Annotated in this window: 13 protein-coding genes; 6 read left to right on the top strand and 7 right to left on the bottom strand. The window is 69.4% G+C overall.

From position 1 onward, the window contains the following. Positions 1-249: 249 nt before the first annotated feature. The 3 genes from ASD47_RS00235 to ASD47_RS00225 all read left to right on the top strand — a co-directional run bounded on the left by ASD47_RS00235 (position 250) and on the right by ASD47_RS00225 (position 4,678). Positions 250-576, top strand: a complete 327-nt coding sequence (locus ASD47_RS00235; RefSeq protein WP_056749977.1) for a UrcA family protein — start codon at positions 250-252, stop codon at positions 574-576. Positions 577-765: 189 nt separating this feature from the next. Next, positions 766-2,010, top strand: coding sequence for a calcium-binding protein (locus ASD47_RS00230; protein WP_056749975.1), 1,245 nt, complete (start codon positions 766-768; stop codon positions 2,008-2,010). 394 nt (positions 2,011-2,404) lie between these two features. Next, positions 2,405-4,678, top strand: coding sequence for a DEAD/DEAH box helicase (locus ASD47_RS00225; RefSeq protein ID WP_056749972.1), 2,274 nt, complete (start codon positions 2,405-2,407; stop codon positions 4,676-4,678). A gap of 149 nt (positions 4,679-4,827) precedes the next feature. Here ASD47_RS00225 and ASD47_RS00220 read toward each other — a convergent pair whose 3' ends face one another. The 3 genes from ASD47_RS00220 to ASD47_RS00210 all read right to left on the bottom strand — a co-directional run bounded on the left by ASD47_RS00220 (position 4,828) and on the right by ASD47_RS00210 (position 8,920). Next, positions 4,828-6,006 (bottom strand): NAD(P)/FAD-dependent oxidoreductase, encoded by a 1,179-nt coding sequence (locus ASD47_RS00220; protein ID WP_056749969.1) that lies wholly within the window; start codon positions 6,004-6,006, stop codon positions 4,828-4,830. A 181-nt stretch (positions 6,007-6,187) separates the two neighbouring features. Further along, positions 6,188-8,017, bottom strand: coding sequence for a methyl-accepting chemotaxis protein (locus ASD47_RS00215; protein ID WP_056749967.1), 1,830 nt, complete (start codon positions 8,015-8,017; stop codon positions 6,188-6,190). Between the two features lie 84 nt (positions 8,018-8,101). Continuing rightward, the gene (locus tag ASD47_RS00210) at positions 8,102-8,920 is read right to left on the bottom strand and encodes an alpha/beta hydrolase (protein ID WP_056749966.1); all 819 of its coding nucleotides are present in this window, start codon (positions 8,918-8,920) and stop codon (positions 8,102-8,104) included. A gap of 121 nt (positions 8,921-9,041) precedes the next feature. Between ASD47_RS00210 and ASD47_RS00205 the strand changes: the two genes are divergently transcribed. Further along, positions 9,042-10,370, top strand: coding sequence for an Hsp70 family protein (locus tag ASD47_RS00205; RefSeq protein WP_056749965.1), 1,329 nt, complete (start codon positions 9,042-9,044; stop codon positions 10,368-10,370). A 153-nt stretch (positions 10,371-10,523) separates the two neighbouring features. Beyond that, complete coding sequence (locus ASD47_RS00200; protein WP_056749963.1) at positions 10,524-11,744, top strand: glycosyltransferase; 1,221 nt, start codon at positions 10,524-10,526, stop codon at positions 11,742-11,744. On the opposite strand, the gene ASD47_RS00195 is transcribed toward ASD47_RS00200, so the two are convergent. From ASD47_RS00195 to ASD47_RS00180, 4 genes are all read right to left on the bottom strand, one after another. After that, the gene (locus tag ASD47_RS00195) at positions 11,638-12,543 is read right to left on the bottom strand and encodes a hypothetical protein (RefSeq protein WP_369800249.1); all 906 of its coding nucleotides are present in this window, start codon (positions 12,541-12,543) and stop codon (positions 11,638-11,640) included. The genes ASD47_RS00200 and ASD47_RS00195 overlap by 107 nt on opposite strands. Positions 12,544-12,555: 12 nt before the next feature. Continuing rightward, complete coding sequence (locus ASD47_RS00190; protein ID WP_056749956.1) at positions 12,556-13,032, bottom strand: heme-binding protein; 477 nt, start codon at positions 13,030-13,032, stop codon at positions 12,556-12,558. A gap of 166 nt (positions 13,033-13,198) precedes the next feature. Then, entirely contained in the window at positions 13,199-15,886 is a 2,688-nt protein-coding gene (ppdK, locus tag ASD47_RS00185; RefSeq protein WP_056749955.1) for a pyruvate, phosphate dikinase, read from the bottom strand. A 309-nt stretch (positions 15,887-16,195) separates the two neighbouring features. Beyond that, positions 16,196-17,374, bottom strand: a complete 1,179-nt coding sequence (locus tag ASD47_RS00180) for a carbohydrate porin (RefSeq protein WP_056749954.1) — start codon at positions 17,372-17,374, stop codon at positions 16,196-16,198. Positions 17,375-17,554: 180 nt separating this feature from the next. On the opposite strand from ASD47_RS00180, the gene ASD47_RS00175 reads away from it, so the two are divergent. Further along, positions 17,555-19,366, top strand: coding sequence for a methyl-accepting chemotaxis protein (locus ASD47_RS00175; protein ID WP_056749953.1), 1,812 nt, complete (start codon positions 17,555-17,557; stop codon positions 19,364-19,366). The last annotated feature ends 64 nt before the right edge of the window (positions 19,367-19,430 follow it).

The following is a 19,430-nucleotide window of genomic DNA, read 5'->3' as shown; positions in this document are numbered from 1 at the left end:
ATCTGACATTTCACATTTGGGCCGCTCAAGCGTCGCTAAGCCCTCAAATGAATTCGACTTTTCGCGATCGAAAAGCTTCGTTCGCTTGATTTTTGACCGTTTTGTCGACCTTTTTCGCTTTTCGTGGACGCTCTTTGAGCAGATGCAGGATGACGAAGCGCGATTTCGAGCCGGTCCGTCCGCGGATTCGACCCGCGATCGGGCCGAGCGGCGCCCCAAGACGCCGCCAAAGTCTAGGGAAGTCGACCCATGAAGATCCTGCTCGCCTCCACCGTCGCCGTCCTGGCCCTGGCCGCCGCGCCGTTCGCGGTCGCCGCCCCCGTCGGCGTCGAAACCATCAGCATCCCGGTGTCCAAGTCCAAGCTTGACCTCAACAATCCCCGCGACGCCCAAGTGTTGATGCGCCGCATCAACACCGCCGCCTTGCAAGCCTGCGGCGCCGACACCCACAGCTTCGCCGAACTTAAGCGCGTCGTGGCCGCCTCGTCCTGCCATCGCGACGCCGTCGCCGGCGCAGTCAGCCAGCTGAACAGCAACCAGGCCGCCCTGACCGTCACCGGCGTCCGCGGCCGTTAGGCTCTCCATTCTCTCCTGCTCGAAGGAGAGGTCGGCGAAACGCCCGGGGCGAAAGTCCCGGGCGTTTTGCGTTTCCGGGCTGGCGACGAACTCGATCGATCTTCACGTGAGACACTGCCCCTTTTTCGATCACTTATTGATCTTGATCCGTAAACGTCACACAACCTCAGATAACATTGGGGTGAAACCATGATTATCGATGGCACTGAAGGCCCCGACCATCTGGTCGGCGGTTCTGGCGATGACCTCATCAATGGTCTCGGGGGAGCCGACACGCTGGAGGGTCTGGACGGAAACGACCAGCTCTTCGGAGGCGCCGGCGGGGATCACCTTTACGGAGGCGCCGGCGCTGATGTCCTGGACGGCGGAACGGAGTTCGATCTGGCGCGGTATGATGGCTCCTTGTCCGGCGTAAACGTCAATCTGACGACGAACACCGGCATCGGCGGCGACGCGCAAGGCGACACCTTCAACTCTATCGAAGGTCTGGTTGGGTCCAACTTCGCGGACTTCCTGACCGGAAGCGACACCTGGGGCAATATCATCTATGGCCTGGGCGGTGACGACACTCTGTACGGCGGGGCCGATGGCAACGACCTGCTCTATGGCGGCGAGGGCAACGATCACCTGTTTGTCGGCCGGGCGATCCAGGGCGGCGTCGATGGCGGGCCGGGCTATGATCTCGCGCGCTATGATCACGTGGCGGAAGGGGTCGACATCGGCCTCTCCTCAAGCGGTTTCATATCGATCGAAGGCCTTGTGGGCTCGAACTTCAACGACCGCCTATTCGGCAATGCGGGCGACAACGTCATCTACGGCAACGGCGGCGACGACAGTCTGGTCGGCAACGGCGGCACCGACCACCTTTACGGCAACGACGGCAACGACGTGTTCTACGGCGACCTGACGAACAGCCTGATGGACGGCGGCTTCGGGCTCGACATGGTGCGCTACGAAAACTCCCATGCCGGCGTCGTCGTCGACCTCGCCTTGGGCCTCGGCTCGGGAGGCGACGCGCAGGGTGACACCTATACGTCCGTCGAAGCCGTCGCCGGTTCAAACTTCGCCGACACCCTGATAGGCGACGATGACGTTGGCGGCACTATCCTCTACGGCCAGGGCGGAGACGACGTGTTGAAAGGCGGCGGCGGCCGCGACACGCTCTACGGCGGCGCCGGCGCCGACAGCTTCTACTTCAGCAGTGGGTGGAACATCTCCCAGATCATGGATTTCACCACGGGCGCTGACCATGACCTGATCGGCATCCTGACGAACGTGAACGGCTCGGGCATCGTGGACTACGCAACCCTGCTGCCCCACATCCACGACGGCGGGGACGGGATCAGGATCGACCTAGGCGTCGGCGCGGAGGTCGGCGTGGCCGGCCTTCGCCTGGCCGACGTGACGGCCGATCTGTTCTTTTTCTACAGCTAACGCTTCATCGGTGCTCGCTCCAGCCGCGACGGCGGGGCGAGCCATTTTGCCTGCCCTAGCTCCCGGACGCGACGTCTGAAAGGGCGGTCCGACGCGATCTATGGAAGACTCCGACATTTCGGATTTGCGCGCCTCGAGCGCCGCCGCCCCCGCCGCGACCAATGCGCCGCGGGCGACTTATTTCGCCCGCGCCCTTGCTTTCCGAAGCGTTTTGCCTTCCTTAGGCCGCCCATCAGACCCCTTTTGTCCCGCCCTCATCGGCATCCGGACCGAAACGGTCTATTCTCTGAAGATATTGACCAAGAACACGGTCCGTTTGGGGGTCGTATTTGGTCGTGGTGCGGGCCGCGCGCGTTTGTGTGTGCGCCGTCCGCTTGAAACGAACTGGACCCGTATGCCCTTCCCCGCCTCCCACCCCGCTCTTGAGCGGGCTCTTGCCGCTCAAGGTTACCTCGAGCCCACCCCCGTCCAGGCCGCCGTGCTGGAAGCCGACGCCGAGGGCCGCGACCTGCTGGTCAGCGCCCAGACCGGCTCGGGCAAGACCGTCGCCTTCGGCCTGGCCGCCGCCCCCACCCTGCTCGGCGACGCCGACAAGTTCAGCAAGGCCGGCGCCCCGATGTGCCTGGTCATCGCCCCGACTCGCGAATTGGCCATCCAGGTCAATCGCGAGCTGACTTGGCTCTATGCCGAGGCCGGCGCCGTGGTCGTCAACTGCGTGGGCGGCATGGACGCCCGCCGCGAGCAGCGCGCCCTGAACTTCGGCGCCCACATCGTGGTCGGCACGCCCGGCCGTCTGCGCGACCACATCGAGCGCGGCCACCTGGACCTGTCGGAGCTGAAGGTCGCCGTCCTCGACGAGGCCGACGAGATGCTGGACATGGGGTTCCGCGAGGACCTGGAGTTCATCCTCGACGCCGCCCCGGCCGAGCGCCGCACCCTGCTGTTCTCGGCCACCCTGGCGCGCGAGATCGTGCAACTGGCCAAAAGCTACCAGAACGACGCCCTGCGCATCGACACACTGGGCCGCAACGAGCCGCACCGCGACATCGAGTATCGCGCCGTCCGCGTCGCGCCGAACGAAACCGAGCACGCGATCGTCAACCTGCTTCGCTATTTCGAAAGCCCCGGCGCCCTGGTGTTCTGCAACACGCGCGAAAGCGTCCGCGCCCTGCACAGCAAGCTGCGCGAGCGCGGCTTCGCCGTCGTCGGCCTGTCGGGCGAGCTCTCCCAGCGTGAACGCGCCGACGCCCTGCAGGCCCTGCGCGACGGCCACGCCCGCGTCTGCGTCGCCACCGACGTCGCCGCCCGCGGCCTCGACCTGCCCGACCTGGGCCTGGTCATTCACGCCGAGCTGCCGGTCAACAAGGCCACCCTGCTGCACCGGTCGGGCCGCACCGGCCGGGCCGGCAAGAAGGGCGTCAGCGCCCTGGTCGTGCCCTACACCCGCCGCCGCAAGGCCGAGCAGCTCTTGATGGCGGCCGGCGTCGAAGGTCAATGGGGCGGCGCCCCGACGGCCGACGAGATCCGCGCCAAGGACCAGGAGCGCCTCCTGGACGACCCGATCTTCGCCGAGCCTTCGAACGAGGACGACGCCGGCCTGGTCGCGGCCATGCTGGAGAAGCGCACGCCCGAAGAGCTGGCCGCCGCCCTGATCCGCGCCCGCCGCGCCAAGCTGCCGGCCCCGGAAGAAATCTACGACGACCCGCGCCACGGCGCCGATCCGGGCCCGCGGGCCCGCGGTGAGCGTTCCAATGATCGCGGCGACCGCTTCGCCGACCGCGACTTCGCGCCTCGGGGCGACTTCGGGGACCGTCCGGAACGCGAACCGCGCGCCGACATGAGCAACTCGGCCTGGTTCCGCCTCAACACCGGCCGTCGCAACAACGCCGACCCCAAGTGGCTGATCCCGCTGATCTGCCGTCTGGGCCACATCACCAAGAAGGACATCGGCTCGATCCGGATCTTCGACTACGACACCAAGTTCGAGATCTCGGCCGAGGCGGAAGTGAAGTTCGGCGCGGCCGTCCAGGCCACCGTGCGCGACGACGTGACCATCACCCCGACCACGGCCCCGGCCGCTCGCGACGCCGGCCCGCGCAAGGAGTACGCGCCGCGTCCGCCTCGCGACGACAACGACGCGCCGCGCCGCGAATACGCCCCGCGTCCGCCCCGGGACAACGACCGCGCCCCGCGCGCCAACGCCCCGGGCTCGCGCGATCACACCCCGCGCCCGTCCTCGTTCGGCGCCGACGGCGTCAGCAACGCCAAGCCGTATGCGCGCAACGAAGAGCCCAAGCGCGACTACAAGCCGCGCGACCGCGACGAGGCGCCGAAGCGCGACTTCAAGCCCCGGGCGGAGGGCCCCCGTTCGGACGCTCCCAAGCGCGAGTTCAAGCCGCGGGACGAAGCCCCGCGCGCCCACGCCGAGGCCGCGCCGCGTCGCGCGCCGCGCACCGACCGCGAGAGCGTGCCCTACGATCCGGCCGCCACCTCGGAAAAGCCGTTCCGCAAGCCGCGCGCCGACGCCGGCGCTGGCCCCGCCAAGCCGTTCAAGGGCCCCAAGCCCTTCAAGGTCAAGGGTTCCTTCGGCGACAAGCCGGCGTTCGGCGGCCCCAAGCCCGCCTTCGGCAAGAAGCCGGGCGGCAAGACGCCGTTCAAGAAGAAGTAGTTGTCGATGTGGAGGGGGTGACCACTTGCCCCCTCCGCGCCTTCGGCGCTCCCTCCCCCCAGAGGGGGAAGAGCCTCGCGCCATGGGCTCCCGTCCCTCTGGGGGCGGACAGACCGCGAAGCGGTTAGGTGGGAGCAAGTCGACGGTCGCTAAACCGCCTGCCCGGCGCACCAGCCCGACGCCCAGGCCCACTGGAAATTATAGCCGCCCAGCCAGCCGGTGACGTCGACCACCTCGCCGATGAAGTACAGGCCGGGGACCGCCTTGGCCTCCAGGGTCCGCGAATCCAGGCCGTCGGTGTCAACGCCGCCCAGGGTCACTTCCGCCGTCCGATAGCCTTCCGAGCCCACCGGCTTGAACGTCCAGGCGTTGACCGTCGCGGCCACGCCGCGCAGCAGCACGTCCGAGCAGTCGGCCATGTTGCCGTAGGCGCCGGCGTCCTCGGCGATCAGCTGAGCCAGGCGCTTGGGCAGGATCTCGCCCAGCACCGTCGACAGGGCCCGCTTGGGCGTGGCCGTGCGGGCGGTGCGCAGGGCCTGGAACACGTCGACGCCCGGCGCCATGTTCACGCTGATCTCGCCGCCCTCGCGCCAGTAGGACGAGATCTGCAGGATCGCCGGGCCCGACAGGCCGCGGTGGGTGAACAGTATGGCCTCGGCGAACCTGGTCTTGCCGCTGGAGACCACCGCGTCCAGGGCCACGCCCGACAAAGGCGCCAGGCGCTCCAGGGTCTTGACCTCGAAGGTCAAGGGCACGAGCGCGGGACGGGTCTCGACGATGTTCAGGCCGAACTGCTGGGCGATCTCGTAGCCGAGGCCGGTCGCGCCCATCTTGGGAATCGACTTGCCGCCGGTGGCGACCACGACCGAGCGGCAGGCGACCGGACCGTTGGAAAAGCTGACGCGCCAGCCCGCCCCGTCCCTGGCCACGCCCTTGACCTGCGTCTCCAGGCGCAGCGTGACGCCGGCCTGGTCCATCTCGGTCAGCAGCATCTCGATGACCTGCCGGGCCGAGCCGTCGCAGAACAGCTGGCCCAGGGTCTTCTCGTGAAAGGCGATGCCGTAGCGCTGGACCAGGGCGATGAAGTCGCTCGGCCGATAGCGCCGCAGGGCCGAGACGCAGAACTTCGGATTGGCCGACAGGAAATTGGCCGGCGCCGTGTTGACGTTGGTGAAGTTGCAACGCCCGCCGCCGCTGATGCGGATCTTCTCGCCGGGGGCCTTGGCGTGGTCGACCACCAGCACCCTGCGGCCACGCTTGCCCGCCTCGATGGCGCACATCATGCCGGCCGCGCCGGCGCCCAGCACCACGACGTCGAAGTCTTCCAAGGCCCTGGCCCTCTCTCTTGAGCGGCGTATCGACAGGAGGCCGGCCGGGAAGTCAATGCGACGATATCAGACCGGTATCGGCTCGTTCAGCACGAACACCCCGATGCCGATCAGCAGCAGGACCAGCCCGCACCAGATCGACACGGCGATCCATCGCGCCCGGGCAAGGCGGCGGGCCATCCTAGCCGGCCCGGCGCATCGGCGCGACGCCCGCCGAGGCGTGGCCGCTGGTGACCTGGAAACGACCCATCATCTGCACCAGGCCGCCGATCTCGGTCTTCAGGGCGTGGCTGACGGCGGTGGCCTGCTCGATCATGGCGGCGTTCTGCTGCACGCCCTGGTCCATCTGGTTGACGGCGGCGTTGACCTCGTTGAGGCCGGTGGCCTGCTCGCCGGCCGAGGCGGCCAGCTCCTTCACCAGGGCGTCGATCTCGCCCACCTTGAACACGATGCCTTCCAGGGCCTCGCCGGTCTGGCCGACCAGCTTGACGCCCTGGCCGACCTGGCCGGCCGAGGTGGAGATCAGGGTCTTGATCTCCTTGGCCGCCTCGGCCGAACGCTGGGCCAGGGCCCGGACTTCCTGGGCCACCACCGCGAAGCCGCGTCCCGCGTCGCCGGCCCGGGCCGCCTCCACGCCGGCGTTCAGGGCCAGCAGGTTGGTCTGGAAGGCGATCTCGTCGATCACCCCGATGATCTGGCCGATCTGCTGGGACGACTGCTCGATACCGGTCATGGCCGCGACAGCGCCGCGCACCACCTCGCCGGAACGCTCGGCGTCCTCGCGGGTCGAGCCGACCACGCGGGCGGCGTCGTTGGCGCCCTGGGACGCACGGCGAACGGTGGCGGTGATCTCGTCGAGAGCGGCGGCGGTCTCTTCCAGGCTGGCGGCCTGCTGCTCGCTGCGGCGGGCGGTGTTGTCGGCGGCGGCGGTGATCTCGTCGGAGCTACGGCCGATGCCGCCAACCGCCGTCAGGATCTGGCCCATCGCCTGGTCCAGGTGGTCCATGGCCCCGTTGAAGTCGGTGCGCAGCTGGCCATAGCCCTCGGGGAACGGCTCGACGACGCGCACGGTCAGGTCGCCGCGCGACAGCCGGGCCAGGCCGGCCGCGATCCGCTCCATGACGAAGGCCTGGTCCCGGGCCGCGCCCTGGCTGGCCGCCTCGTTGCGAAGGCGCTCGGCCTCGCCGGCGGCGGTGATCCGCTGCTGCTCGGCCTGCGAGGCCCGCAGGGCCGCGGCGTTGTCCTTGAACACCTGGACGGCCCGGGCCATCAGCCCGACCTCGTCCTTGCGGGCCGCCCCGGCCACCGTGACGTCGAGGTCGCCCTGGGCCAGGGTGGTCATGGTCTTGGACAGCGCGGCCACCGGTCGCGAGATCTTGCTCGCGCCGATCCACAGCGCAAAGCCCATGCCGCCGATCGCGGCGGCCAGGCCCAGCAGCATGGTCGTCAGGGCGCCCTGGTTGGCCTTGCGGTTGGCGTGGGCGACCAGGGCGTCGGTCTCGACGTGATAGCCGTCGCCCCAGGCCTTGGCGTCCTTGGACAGACTCTCGATGGCCGGATCCAGGGCCGACAGGCGCGCGATGGCGCCGACGTCGTCATTGGCCAGGCCCAGGTCGGCCGCCGCCCGTCCATCGGCGTAGAGGGCGTCGATGCGCTGGCGGAAGCCCTCGGCGGTCGGCGCGATGGAGGGGTCGGCCTTGACCATCTTGTCCAGGCTGTCCTTGCCCTCGCCATAGACCTTGTCGAGGTCTTTGGACGCCGAGCGCGCCGCGTCGGAGGTTCCTTCGTAGGTGACCACGCGGTGGGCGGCATGGCCCATCATGCTGAGGCGGCGGCTGAAGCGGGCCGACTGCACCTCGGCCGGAGAGCGGTGCTCGACCAGGACCCGAGTGGCGTCCTGCAGGCTCTTCTGCTGCCAGACGCCCATGCCGGTGCAGCCCAGGACGGCCGCCGCCAGAATCACGGCCGGCAGCAGCACCTTGGTCGAGATCTTCAGGTCGTCGAATCCCATCGCTTCCCCCGTCGAGCCTTCCGCAGGGAGACGCGGCTCGATTTACTTGCGGACGATGGTTCGCCGGGGCGCGTGAAAGTCGCGTTAACGGGGCGGGAACAGCCAGGGCAACCCAGACTTGGCGGACGGGTCGTAGATGGTGCTGTGGTGCTCGTTCGGCATGGGTTCGTAGCGCCAGGCCAGGCCCTTGGGCGGGGCGGCCCTGAGCGCCGCGACCACCCGGTCGAGGCCCGCCTGCATCGTCGTCCCCTCGTCGCCGATCGACAGGTAGAGGCGACGGCCTCTGAATCCGCCCTGCCCCAACAGGGTCGAAGCCTGGCGCGACAGGCTCTGGTCGTCCCACCACAGGCTGGGGCTGGCGGCCAGATAGGCGTCGAAGGCCCGGGGCTCGCGCAGGAACGTCTCGACCACGAACAGGCCGGCCAGGGATTCGCCGATCAACCCGCTGGCGCCGTTGGTGCGGTAGCGCGCCTTCACCCACGGCCGCAATTCGTCGACCAGAAAGCGGCGATAGGCCGCCGAACCGCCGGAGGTGGGTAGCAGCTCGCGATCCTTGGCGAACGTCGCCGGGTGGGTGAGGTCATGCTTGCGGTCAACACCCTCGATCCCGACCACGATCATCGGGGCCAGGGTTCCGGCCGCCACCATCTGGGACACGAAGTCGGTGATCTTGGGGAAGTCCTCCTGCACCACGCCGCCGTCGAGCAGGTAGAGCACCGGAAACCGCCGCTTGCCCTGCGCATAGCCGGGCGGCAGGGCGACATTGACCCGGCGCTGGCCGCCCAGCACGCGGCTGTCGACCATGAACGTCCCGTCGGGCGTGAGCGCGCGAGCCCCGACCGGGGCGAAGGCGGGAACGGCGGCGGCGGCGGCCGCGGCGGCCAGGAATCGTCTGCGATGCATGGCCAAGGCTCGACCATCGAAGGCGCGCCGCCAAGAGCTCTTCGTCGCAAAGCGACCACTCCGCTTGACGCCAGCGCCTGGGGCGTTAGGAACCCTGCCCTCCTCCCGCCCAGGCTCCCCCATGACGTCCGTTCCGCAAACGACGATCGGAATCGATTTCGGCACGACCAACACCGTGGTCTCGATGACCCATGGCGACGGCCCGGCCACGCTGGTCAGGTTCCCGACGACGGGCGGCGAGATCTTCGCCTTCCGCTCGGCCCTGAGCTTCCACGCGGTCATGGGGGCCAACGGCCGGCCCAACGAGCTGGTGACGGAGGCCGGTCCCTGGGCGATCGAGGCCTATGTCGAGGACCCGCTGGAGACCCGCTTCATCCAGTCGTTCAAGACCTTCGCCGCCAGCGCCGCCTTCACCGAGACCAAGATCCTCAACAAGCGCTACCTGTTCGAGGACCTGCTGGCCGACTTCCTGCTGAAGCTGAAGGCCCACGGCGGGCCCGCCATGGAGACCTTGCCGCCGCGGGTGATCGTCGGACGGCCGGTGACCTTCGCCGGCGGCAATCCCGATGAGACCCTGGCCCTGACCCGCTACGAGGCCGGCTTCCGGCGCCTGGGCTTCACCGACGTCCGCTACGCCTACGAGCCGGTCGGGGCGGCGTTCTTCTTCGCCCGCCAGCTGCGGCAGGACGCGACGGTGCTGGTCGCCGACTTCGGCGGCGGCACCAGCGACTTCTCAATCGTGCGCTTCGAGCGGGACGCCGGGAAGCTGCGCTCCACCGCCCTGGCCCGGTCAGGCGTCGGCGTGGCCGGCGACGCCTTCGACTACCGGATCATCGACCAGCTGGTGTCGCCCGAACTGGGCAAGGGCAGCCTCTACAAGGCGTTCGACAACCGCCTGCCGATCCCCCAGCGCTACTACACCGCCTTCGCCCGCTGGGACCAGCTGGCCCTGCTGCGCGCCTCCAAGGACATGCGCGACATCCGGGCCCTGGAGCGCACCGCCATGGAGCCCGAGAAGATCGCCCGGCTGATCGAGGTGCTGGACGACAATCACGGCTACGCCCTCTACCGCGCGGTTTCGGCCCTGAAGGAGGCGCTGTCGAGCCAGGATGAGGCGACGTTCCGCTTCGAAGCCGGCTCGGTGCTGATCGAGAAGACCGTCCGGCGCACCGATTTCGAGGGCTGGATCGCCCCGGAGCTGAAAGCCATCGAGACGGCGGTCGACCAGGCGCTGGAGCGCTCGGGCCTGGGGCCGAACGGCGTCGACCGGGTCTTCCTGACCGGCGGCAGTTCGTTCGTGCCGGCCGTGCGCCAGATCTTCCTGCGCCGGTTCGGGACGGCGAAGATCGAGAGCGGCGGCGAGTTCGAATCCATCGCCTCGGGCCTGGCCCTGATCGGCCGCGAGCCCGACCTGGACCTGTGGAGTGAAAAGGCCAGGCTTCCCGCCTGACGGCGGCCGGCGACGGCGTGGCGAAGTAGGCGGCCGCCGCAGGAATCCTTTCCGGTTCCCCCCGCCCGGCGGCGTCTCTTTCATAGTGGAGCTTGCAGGCCCGCGGTTCGCCGCGCCCGACGCGCCATCACGTCGAGTCGGGGAACGGCAGGAATGGGCGACGGAGCGCGCACGATTGTCATCGTGCTGCATGACCTGCCGTTGGGCGGGTCGGAACGGATCGCGGTGCGGCTGGCTAACCGCTGGGCGGCGCTGGGCCGCAAGGTCACCCTGTTCTGCGGATCTCGCGAGGGCCCGCTGGCCCAGTTGATCGACGCCGAGGTCCAGGTGGTCGAGGCTGATCCGCCCCTTCCGCGCGGCCCCGGCTCGCGCAAGGCCCTCGGGCGGGCCGCGGCCGCCTATGTCGCCCGGAGCCGACCCGACATCCTGTTCGCGCCCGGCAACTATCACTGGCCGATCCTGCCCGCCATCGACGCCCTGCCGGCCGACCAGCGGCCGGGCGTGGTCGCCCAGATCGGCACGCCCCTCTATCGCCATGGGCGCGGCGCCCTGGCCCAGATCCCCTACAATCTGCGAACCCGCCGACAGTTTGCCGGCGTTGACCAGGCCATCTCGCTGTCGGACAGCATGACCGAGGACGCCAACCACGTGCTGGGGCGGCGCATCACTCAGCGCATCGCCCTGCCCGCCCTCGACGACGACCACGCCTTCACCCCACCGCCCGAAGGCAAGCTCATCCTGGCGGCCGGACGGCTGGTGGCGGAAAAGGGTTTCGATGTCGCCCTGCGGGCCTTCGCCAGGCTCGACGATCCCGACGCCCGGCTGGCGATCGTCGGGGAAGGCGAACGGCGGACCGAGTTGGAGACCCTCGCCATCGAACTGGGGGTAGCCGAGCGGGTCAGCCTACCCGGCTATGTCCCCGACATCCGGCCGTGGCTGGAGGCGGGCCGCGCCTTCCTGCTGACCTCCTGGTACGAGGGCTATGCGGCGGTGATCGTCGAGGCCCTGGGCGCGGGCCGTCCGGTGGTGAGCACTGACTGCACCCCAGCCGCCCGAGAGCTGCTGGGCCACAGCGACGCCGGCCGCGTCGCCGCGATCGGCGATGTCGACGGCCTGGCCGAAGGCCTGCGCCAGGTGCTGAGCGCCCCGGCCCCCGATCCGGCGGTCCTGGCCCGATCGGTGGCCGGCTATCGAATCGGGCCGATCGCCGAGGCCTATCTGCAGGTGTTCGACGCCGTGGTCGCCAAGCGAGCCAGTCCGGCCGCGATCAAGCGGTTCGCGCCCTTCCCGGGACGCGCTTTTTCCATTCTCGCCGGACGTCCAGCGCCAGCGAGCGCGGCGAGACTTCGAAGCGCTTGGCGTCGATCAGCGTGACCGGGCCGGCGGCCGACAGGGTGTGAAACCCGTCGGTCAGGCGGCCGAAACTGGACGGCGGCAGGATCGGTTCGTCGGCCTCCGCCTCGAAGCGGTCCGGCGTCAGGGTGGTGACCCGCAGCGGGCGGATGGCGCCGCCATAGGTCTGGCGGCAGTCCTGCATCGGCAGCACGATCGCTCCGTCGACCACGACCGGCGTGCCGCCCGGCCGTGAGCTGGAGGGATCGAAGCGCACGGGATTGCCGGCGTGCGGCGTCCAGGGGCCGGTGATCGTTTCGGCCCAGGCCACGTGCAGGGCGCTGACCTTCTCGGCGCGGGTCGTGGCCGGGGTGTAGAACAGCCACCACAGGCCGTCGTGGAGCACCGGGGTGGCGTCGATGGCCACCTGGTCAAGCTCGATCGCCTGGACCGGCTCCCACCTCGTCGGGAAGTCCACGGCGCGATACAGGGTCAGCCGCCCCGACTTGTGCGCCTCGGGCAGCATGTAGGTCTCGCCGTCCGCCTCGAGGATGAAGGGGTACGACAGGTGCCAGGGCTCCTTGAGCGCGGGCTGGCGGCCCAGCAGGTTCAGGTCGGTGTCGAAGGTCAGCACCTCGATGGCGCCCAGCCGGTCGCGATAGTCGTAGATCTCGGCGAAGACATGGAGCCGGTCGTCGCGCCAGACGCCCATCGGGTCGGCCAGGAAGCACAGAGGGCCGGGATCGGGGATCCAGGACACCGGATGCTCGGCCAGGGCGCCGGGCTTCAGCAGGTCCGCCATCGGCGCGCGGACCAGGCCGACGCGCCACATGTCCTTCACCAGGCCCAAGGCTCAGTTCACCTGGCCGGCGAACCTGGCCAGGGCCTCGCGGGCGCAGGCGTCGGCCGTCTCATGCGAGGTGTCAGCCACGGCCAGGCCGCCCACCAGCCGGCCGCCCCTGTGCAGGGGCAGCGAGCCGCCGTGCGGGTTCAGCCGGTCCGGCTCGGCCTTGATCAGGGCGGCGAAGGCCGGGTCGTCCTTCTCGCGGGGCTCCATCGCGCTGCCCGGCGCGTCGAACTGGACGGCGGTGGCGGCCTTGCGCGGGGCGGCGACCGGGGGCTTGGGACTGGCGGGGGCGCGCAGCACGACCAGCGGATTGCCCTTGTCGTCGACCACGCTGGCGCTAACCGCCGCGCCCTTGGCCGCGCAGGCGTCGACCGCCGCGCGGGCCAGGTCGATGGACAACGGCAGGTCGAGGGCGGGGCCGGCGGTCTGAGCGAAAGCCGGCGTCGCGGCCAGCAGCGTGCTCACGATCATGATCCGCTTCATTCTATCCTCCGCTCATCCCGGCGAACGTGGGACCCAAGCCGAGTCTGGAGTAGCGTGCGGCGCTCAAGCGGCCAAGGCCGCTTGGGTCCCGGTTTCCGCCGGGATGAGTGGAAAAGAGAGGTTGGCGGACCGAAAAAGGGGCTCGCGAACGAGCCCCTTTGGAAGATCAGCCTTTGTTGGCCAGCGCCGCCTGGGCCGCGGCCAGCCGCGCGATCGGCACGCGGTAGGGCGAGCAGGACACGTAGTCCAGGCCGACGCTTTCGCAGAACGTGATCGAGGCGGGGTCGCCGCCATGCTCGCCGCAGATGCCCAGCTTGACGTCCGGACGGGCCGCACGGCCGCGCTCGGCGGCGATGCGGATCAGGTCGCCCACGCCCTCCTGATCCAGCGACACGAACGGGTCCTTGTCGAAGATGCCCTTGTCGATATAGGCGCCCAGGAACTTGCCGGCGTCGTCGCGGCTGATGCCGAAGGTCGTCTGGGTCAGGTCGTTGGTGCCGAAGCTGAAGAACGCGGCGTTGGCGGCCAGGTCGCCGGCCCGCAGGGCGGCGCGCGGCAGCTCGACCATGGTGCCGACCGTGTACTGAAGATCCACGCCCTGCTCTTCCAGCACCGCCTTGGCGGTGCGGTCGGTCAGGTCGCGCAGATACTTCATCTCCTCGCCCTTGGTGACCAGCGGGTGCATGATCTCCGGCACGGGCGCGGCCTTGCCCGACTTGGCGATCTCGCAGGCGGCCTCGATGATCGCCCGCACCTGCATCTCGTAGATCTCGGGATAGGACACGCCCAGGCGGCAGCCGCGGTGGCCCAGCATCGGGTTGGTCTCGTGCAGCTCCTTGGCCCGGCGCATCAGCTTTTCGGCGTCCAGGCCCGTGGCCTCGGCGACGGCCGCCACGTCTTCCTCCGTATGCGGCAGGAACTCGTGCAGCGGCGGGTCGAGCAGGCGGATGGTGACCGGCAGGCCTTCCATGATTGTGAACAGCTCGACGAAGTCGGCCTTCTGGAACGGCGCGATCTTGGCCAGGGCGGCCCGGCGGCCGGCTTCGTCGTCGGCCAGGATCATCTCGCGCACGGCGGCGATCCGGGTGTCGTCGAAGAACATGTGCTCGGTGCGGCACAGGCCGATACCCTCGGCGCCGAACTGGCGGGCGGTCTTGGCGTCCAGCGGGGTCTCGGCGTTGGCCCGGACCTTCATGCGGCGCGCCGCGTCGGCCCACTCCATCAGGGTGGCGAAGTCGCCGGTCAGCTCGGGCTCGATCATCTTGGGCGAACCGGCCAGGATCTCGCCGGTCGAGCCGTCGATGGTGATGGTCTCGCCGGCCTTGAACTCGCGACCGCGCACCCGGAACAGGCCTTCCTTGGGGAAGATGGCCACGTCGCCCGCGCCGCTGACGCAGGCCCGGCCCATGCCGCGCGCCACGACGGCGGCGTGGCTGGTCATGCCGCCGCGGGCGGTGATGATGCCGCGCGCGGCGTGCATGCCGTGGATGTCCTCGGGCGAGGTCTCCTCACGCACCAGGATCACGGCCTCGCCGGCCGCGGCCGCCTTTTCGGCGGCGTCGCTGTCGAAGACGATCTTGCCGGTGGCCGCGCCGGGCGAGGCCGGCAGGCCCTTGGCGATCAGCTCGCGATGGGCGGTCGGGTCGATGGTCGGGTGCAGCAGTTGGTCCAGCGAGGCCGGCTCGACCCGGCCGATGGCCTCGTCGCGCGAGATCACCCCCTCGGCGGCCATGTCGACGGCGATCTTCAGGGCGGCCTTGGCCGTGCGCTTACCGCTGCGGGTCTGCAGCATGTAGAGCTTGCCCTGCTCGACCGTGAACTCGATGTCCTGCATGTCGCGGTAATGGCGCTCCAGCGTCTCGACCACGGTCTTGAACTGCTGGAACACCTCGGGCATCGCCTCTTCCATCGAGGGCGCGGTGTCGCCCATCTCCTCGCGGGAGGCCTTGGTCAGGGACTGCGGCGTGCGGATGCCCGCCACCACGTCCTCGCCCTGGGCGTTGATCAGGAACTCGCCGTACAGCCGCCCGTCGCCGGTCGACGGGTTGCGGGTGAAGGCTACGCCCGTGGCCGAGGTCTCGCCCATGTTGCCGAACACCATCGACTGGATGTTGACGGCGGTGCCCCAGGCCTCTGGAATGTCGTGCATGCGGCGATAGAACTTGGCCCGGTCGTTCATCCAGCTGGCGAACACCGCGCCGATCGCGCCCCACAGCTGCTCCTGGGCGTCCTGCGGGAAGGGCTTGCCCAGCGCTTCGCGCACGGCGGCCTTGTAGTCCTTGATCACCGCGGCCCAGTCGTCGGCGGTCAGGGCCGTGTCGACGGTGACGTCCAGCCGGTCCTTGTGGTCGTCGAGGATCTCCTCGAACATGTGGTGCTCCAGGTCGAGCACGACGTTCGAGTACATCTGGATGAAGCGGCGGTAGCTGTCATAGGCGAAGCGGCGATCGCCCGACAGTTGGGCCAGGCCCTCGACGGTCTCGTCGTTGAGGCCCAGGTTCAGGACGGTGTCCATCATGCCCGGCATCGAGGCCCGGGCGCCCGAGCGCACCGAGACCAGCAGCGGGTTCTTCACGTCGCCGAAGCTCTTGCCCGTGAGTTTCTCCACGACGGCCAGGCCGTCCGCCACCTGCTGACCCAGCTCGGCGGGGTACTGCTTGCCGTTGGCGTAGTAGTGGACGCAGGCTTCGGTGGTCACGGTGAAGCCCGGCGGCACCGGCAGGCCCAGGGACGACATCTCGGCGAGATTGGCGCCCTTGCCGCCCAGCAGGTTCTTCATCTTGGCGTCGCCGTCGGCGCCGCCTCCCCCGAACGAATAGACCCACTGCGTCTTGGTCAGCGTATCAACCGGCATTTCTTGTTCACCCTGCGATAGTGAAAAGCCTGCGGTTCTCTGGTGGAACCGTCCTGGCCTGGGACAACGAAGCTCAACGCCCATCCCGCACTGCAATATCCGGGCGTTCAGTAGCACCTTGTCAAAGAAGCCGTCCACCGACGGTTTTCGGTTCGCAGTCTAAAGCGAAAATTCGGCAAATTCTTCCAATGACAACGTTGTCCTGATCGAGATTTGCGCGATACATCACAAGGGCGAACACCGGCCCGAGTCTTGGGACCGGTGGCGCCCGTCGCATCTCGCCATGCTGAAGCTAGGTTGGCGGCCATTCTAGAACAGGTCGATGGTCATCCGCAGCGCCATCACCACCACCGTCCGAGCGTCCTCGACGCCGCCGGCGCGGCGGATCACCTGCAGGTCGGGCTGCAGGGCGACGCGTGGCGCCAGCTTGTCCGAATAGGTGACCTCGACGCTGGATTCGGCCCGGGCGGGCGCCAGGCCCGCGTCGAGGGTGTTGGCGCGCTGCTTGGACGACAGGCGTCCCTGCTCCGCCCCGATCGAGAACGCGCTGTCGGGACGCGAGGCGAAGACCCGCTCCACCAGCACGCCCGCCTGCCAGCCCGAGCTGAACGGCGTGGTGTCGCCGTCAGAAAACCCCAGCCGGGCGAAGCCGCGCACCGACCGCCCCGTCTCGCCGCCGTCCACGAACGGATACTCGGCCAGCAGGTAGCCGCCGCGGGCCTTGCTGAGGGCGGGCTCGCCGCTGGCGTCCAGGGTCCGCAGGTCCGGCTGGCGCTCGGTGTAGAACCAGCCGCCCGCCGCCAGGCGCCAGCGGTCGCCCACCCCGGCCTCGGCGATCACCAGGGCCCCGTTGTCGAACGCCGTCGACGGCCCCTCCGGATCCCCCAGCGTGCCGGCATGGGCGTTGAGCGCGGCGGCCTGGACATAGCGCCCCTTGCCGCCCTCGACCTTCACGCGGACCGCCAGGGCGGTGGACGGAAAGATCGACGGGCCGTTCGGGCCGGTGGAGGCGAACTCCGAGCCTATGCCGAACGGCGGAGCCAGCAGCAGGCCCGAGGCTTCGGTGGCGTAGAATTCGCTGTTGAGGTCGTAGAGCCCGGCGAGGGCCGAGCCGCGCTGGCCGGCGAAACGCGTCTGCAGCCACAGTTCATAGAGCCGGGCCCGAGGCCGTCCGACCTCGATGTTGTCGACGCCCTGCAGCGTGCCGGCCAAGTCGTTGGGCATGCCGCCGCTGTTGTTGAGCAGGTAGCCGTGCACCGTGGCCCCACGCCAGCCGACCAGCGTCTCCAGGTCGCCGTCGACGATGACGTCAAGATTGTCCAGGGCGCGGCCGGCATGGGCCGTCCCGCCGCGCACCGTCCCTGCGACGTCGGCCGTATAGGTGATTTCGTGGGTCCAGGCGCCCTGCTCTCGCGCCGAGGCAGCCGATCCGGCGGCTACGCCAATTGCGAACGCCGCGCATGAACAGATAGATTTAAAACCAATCATGGGTCCCGCCCCGTCAATACAGGGACAAGTACCGGCCGCCCTTGAAGCACTTCTTAAAGTCCTCGGGGCGCGGCCTTTTGCCTCATCTCGACGCTCCCGCCATTCGAACACGCAGGACAAAGACGTCGTTAACCTCAATACCGGACAGTGTGCGAATCCAGACGGCACAAGGGCTCGGGAATGCTTCGGACGATCAACCACAAGGTGATGGGCGCGGGCGCGGCCGTCATGCTGCTGTGCACGGCCAGCGCCGGCGCGGGCCTGTGGTCGACGACCCGCCTCGACGACGCCCTCAAGGACGCCCAGGTCTCGGCCAGTGTCCTGCGCAACCATCTGGAAGCCGACATGATGCACGACGCCCTGCGCGCCGACGTCCTGTCCAGCCAGCTGGCCGGCGACGCTGGTTCGGGAGTCGCCATCCAGGACGTCCGCAAGGACCTGACCGCTCACGTCGCCAATTTCCGCGAGGCGATCACCGCCAACGACGCCCTGGCCACCGACCCCGCCAGCCGGGCCGCCCTGGCCGAGCTCAAGGCGCCGCTGGACACCTACATCAAGTCCGCCAGCCAGATGATCGAACTGGGCGCGACCGACCACGTCCAGGCCGTCGCCGCCATGCCCGGCTTCACCAAGCAGTTCACGACGCTGGAAGACGCGATGAGCGCGGCGTCCGACAAGATCGAGGCCGCTTCGACCACCGCCGCGGCCCGCGCCAAGAGCGTGGCCCTGTTCTCCGAAATCCTGATGAGCGTCGCGGTGCTGGCGGGCGTCGTCTTCGCCGGCATTCTGATCGCGATGTCGCGCGCCGCCATCGTGCGGCCGGTGCTGAACCTGGCCGGCGACATGCGTCGGCTGGCGGCCGGCCAGACGGACATCACCGTCTCGGGCGCGGGGCGCGCGGACGAGATCGGCGAGATGGCCAAGAGCGTCGAGGTGTTCCGCCAGTCCGGCATCGAACGCGCCCGTCTCGAGGCGGAGGCGGCCGGGTTCCAGCAGGAGCTGGACCGCAAGCTGCGCGACATGGAGGCCGCGTTCGAAGCCGCCGGCCGCGAGCAGAAGGCCGTCGTCGACGTGATGGCCAAGGGCCTGGCCAGCCTGGCCGGCGGCGACCTGTCGGCCCGCATCGCCGTCCAGGTGGCCAGCGACTACGCCGCCCTGAAGAACGACTTCAACGCCGCCGCCGCGGGGCTGGAGCACGCGATCCGCACGATCTCCGACGTCGCCTCGCAGATCGGCTCGGGCACCGAGGAGATCGCCCAGGCCTCCAACGACCTGTCGCGTCGCACCGAGCAGCAAGCGGCCAGCCTGGAAGAGACCGCCGCCGCCCTGGACGAGATCGCCGCCACCGTTCGCCAGACCGCCGACGGCGCCGGCCGCGCCACCACCGAGGTCGCCTCGGCCCGCACCGACGCCGAGCGCTCGGGCCAGGTCGTCGACCAGGCCGTCGCGGCCATGGACGCCATCGAGGACTCCTCGCGCCAGATCACCCAGATCATCGGGGTGATCGACGAGATCGCCTTCCAGACCAACCTGCTGGCCCTGAACGCCGGCGTAGAGGCGGCCCGGGCCGGCGACGCCGGCCGCGGCTTCGCGGTCGTGGCCCAGGAAGTCCGGGCCCTGGCCCAGCGTTCAGCCGAGGCGGCCAAGGAGATCAAGACGCTGATCTCGACCTCGTCGCAGCAGGTCGACGCCGGCGTGACCCTGGTCGGCCAGACGGGGGAGGCCCTGGCCCGGATCGTCGGCCGCGTCGCCGTCATCGACGATCTGGTCCGCCAGATCTCCTCGTCCAGCCAGGAGCAGGCCTCGGGCCTGGCCGAGGTCAACACCGCCGTCAATCACATGGACCAGGTGGTGCAGCAGAACGCGGCCATGGTCGAGCAGGCCACCGCCGCCACCTATTCCCTGAAGGGCGAGACGGCCCAGCTGGTCTCGCTGGTCGGCCGCTTCCGGATCGGCGGCGACGCGCGTCCCGAACTGCGCCGGGCGAGCTGAAGCGTCGCTGCGGCCAAAAGCCGCGCTGGCCTCCGACGCCGCCAGGAATGCGCTAGCAGGGTGA

Origin of the sequence: Caulobacter sp. Root1472, from assembly GCF_001426985.1 — a bacterium.
GTDB lineage: Bacteria > Pseudomonadota > Alphaproteobacteria > Caulobacterales > Caulobacteraceae > Caulobacter > Caulobacter rhizosphaerae.
The sequence above is the reverse complement of the archived record's forward strand: the minus strand, read 5'-3'. Positions and strand labels throughout refer to the sequence as shown.

Excerpts from the sequence above, each read along its gene's own strand:
- ASD47_RS00235 (WP_056749977.1), top strand. The coding sequence starts at position 250 with ATGAAGATCCTGCTCGCCTCCACCGTCGCCGTCCTGGCCCTGGCCGCC.
- ASD47_RS00230 (WP_056749975.1), top strand. The coding sequence starts at position 766 with ATGATTATCGATGGCACTGAAGGCCCCGACCATCTGGTCGGCGGTTCT.
- ASD47_RS00225 (WP_056749972.1), top strand. The coding sequence starts at position 2,405 with ATGCCCTTCCCCGCCTCCCACCCCGCTCTTGAGCGGGCTCTTGCCGCT.
- ASD47_RS00215 (WP_056749967.1), bottom strand. The coding sequence starts at position 8,017 with ATGGGATTCGACGACCTGAAGATCTCGACCAAGGTGCTGCTGCCGGCC.
- ASD47_RS00210 (WP_056749966.1), bottom strand. The coding sequence starts at position 8,920 with ATGCATCGCAGACGATTCCTGGCCGCCGCGGCCGCCGCCGCCGCCGTT.
- ASD47_RS00205 (WP_056749965.1), top strand. The coding sequence starts at position 9,042 with ATGACGTCCGTTCCGCAAACGACGATCGGAATCGATTTCGGCACGACC.
- ASD47_RS00200 (WP_056749963.1), top strand. The coding sequence starts at position 10,524 with ATGGGCGACGGAGCGCGCACGATTGTCATCGTGCTGCATGACCTGCCG.
- ASD47_RS00190 (WP_056749956.1), bottom strand. The coding sequence starts at position 13,032 with ATGAAGCGGATCATGATCGTGAGCACGCTGCTGGCCGCGACGCCGGCT.
- ppdK (WP_056749955.1), bottom strand. The coding sequence starts at position 15,886 with ATGCCGGTTGATACGCTGACCAAGACGCAGTGGGTCTATTCGTTCGGG.
- ASD47_RS00180 (WP_056749954.1), bottom strand. The coding sequence starts at position 17,374 with ATGATTGGTTTTAAATCTATCTGTTCATGCGCGGCGTTCGCAATTGGC.
- ASD47_RS00175 (WP_056749953.1), top strand. The coding sequence starts at position 17,555 with ATGCTTCGGACGATCAACCACAAGGTGATGGGCGCGGGCGCGGCCGTC.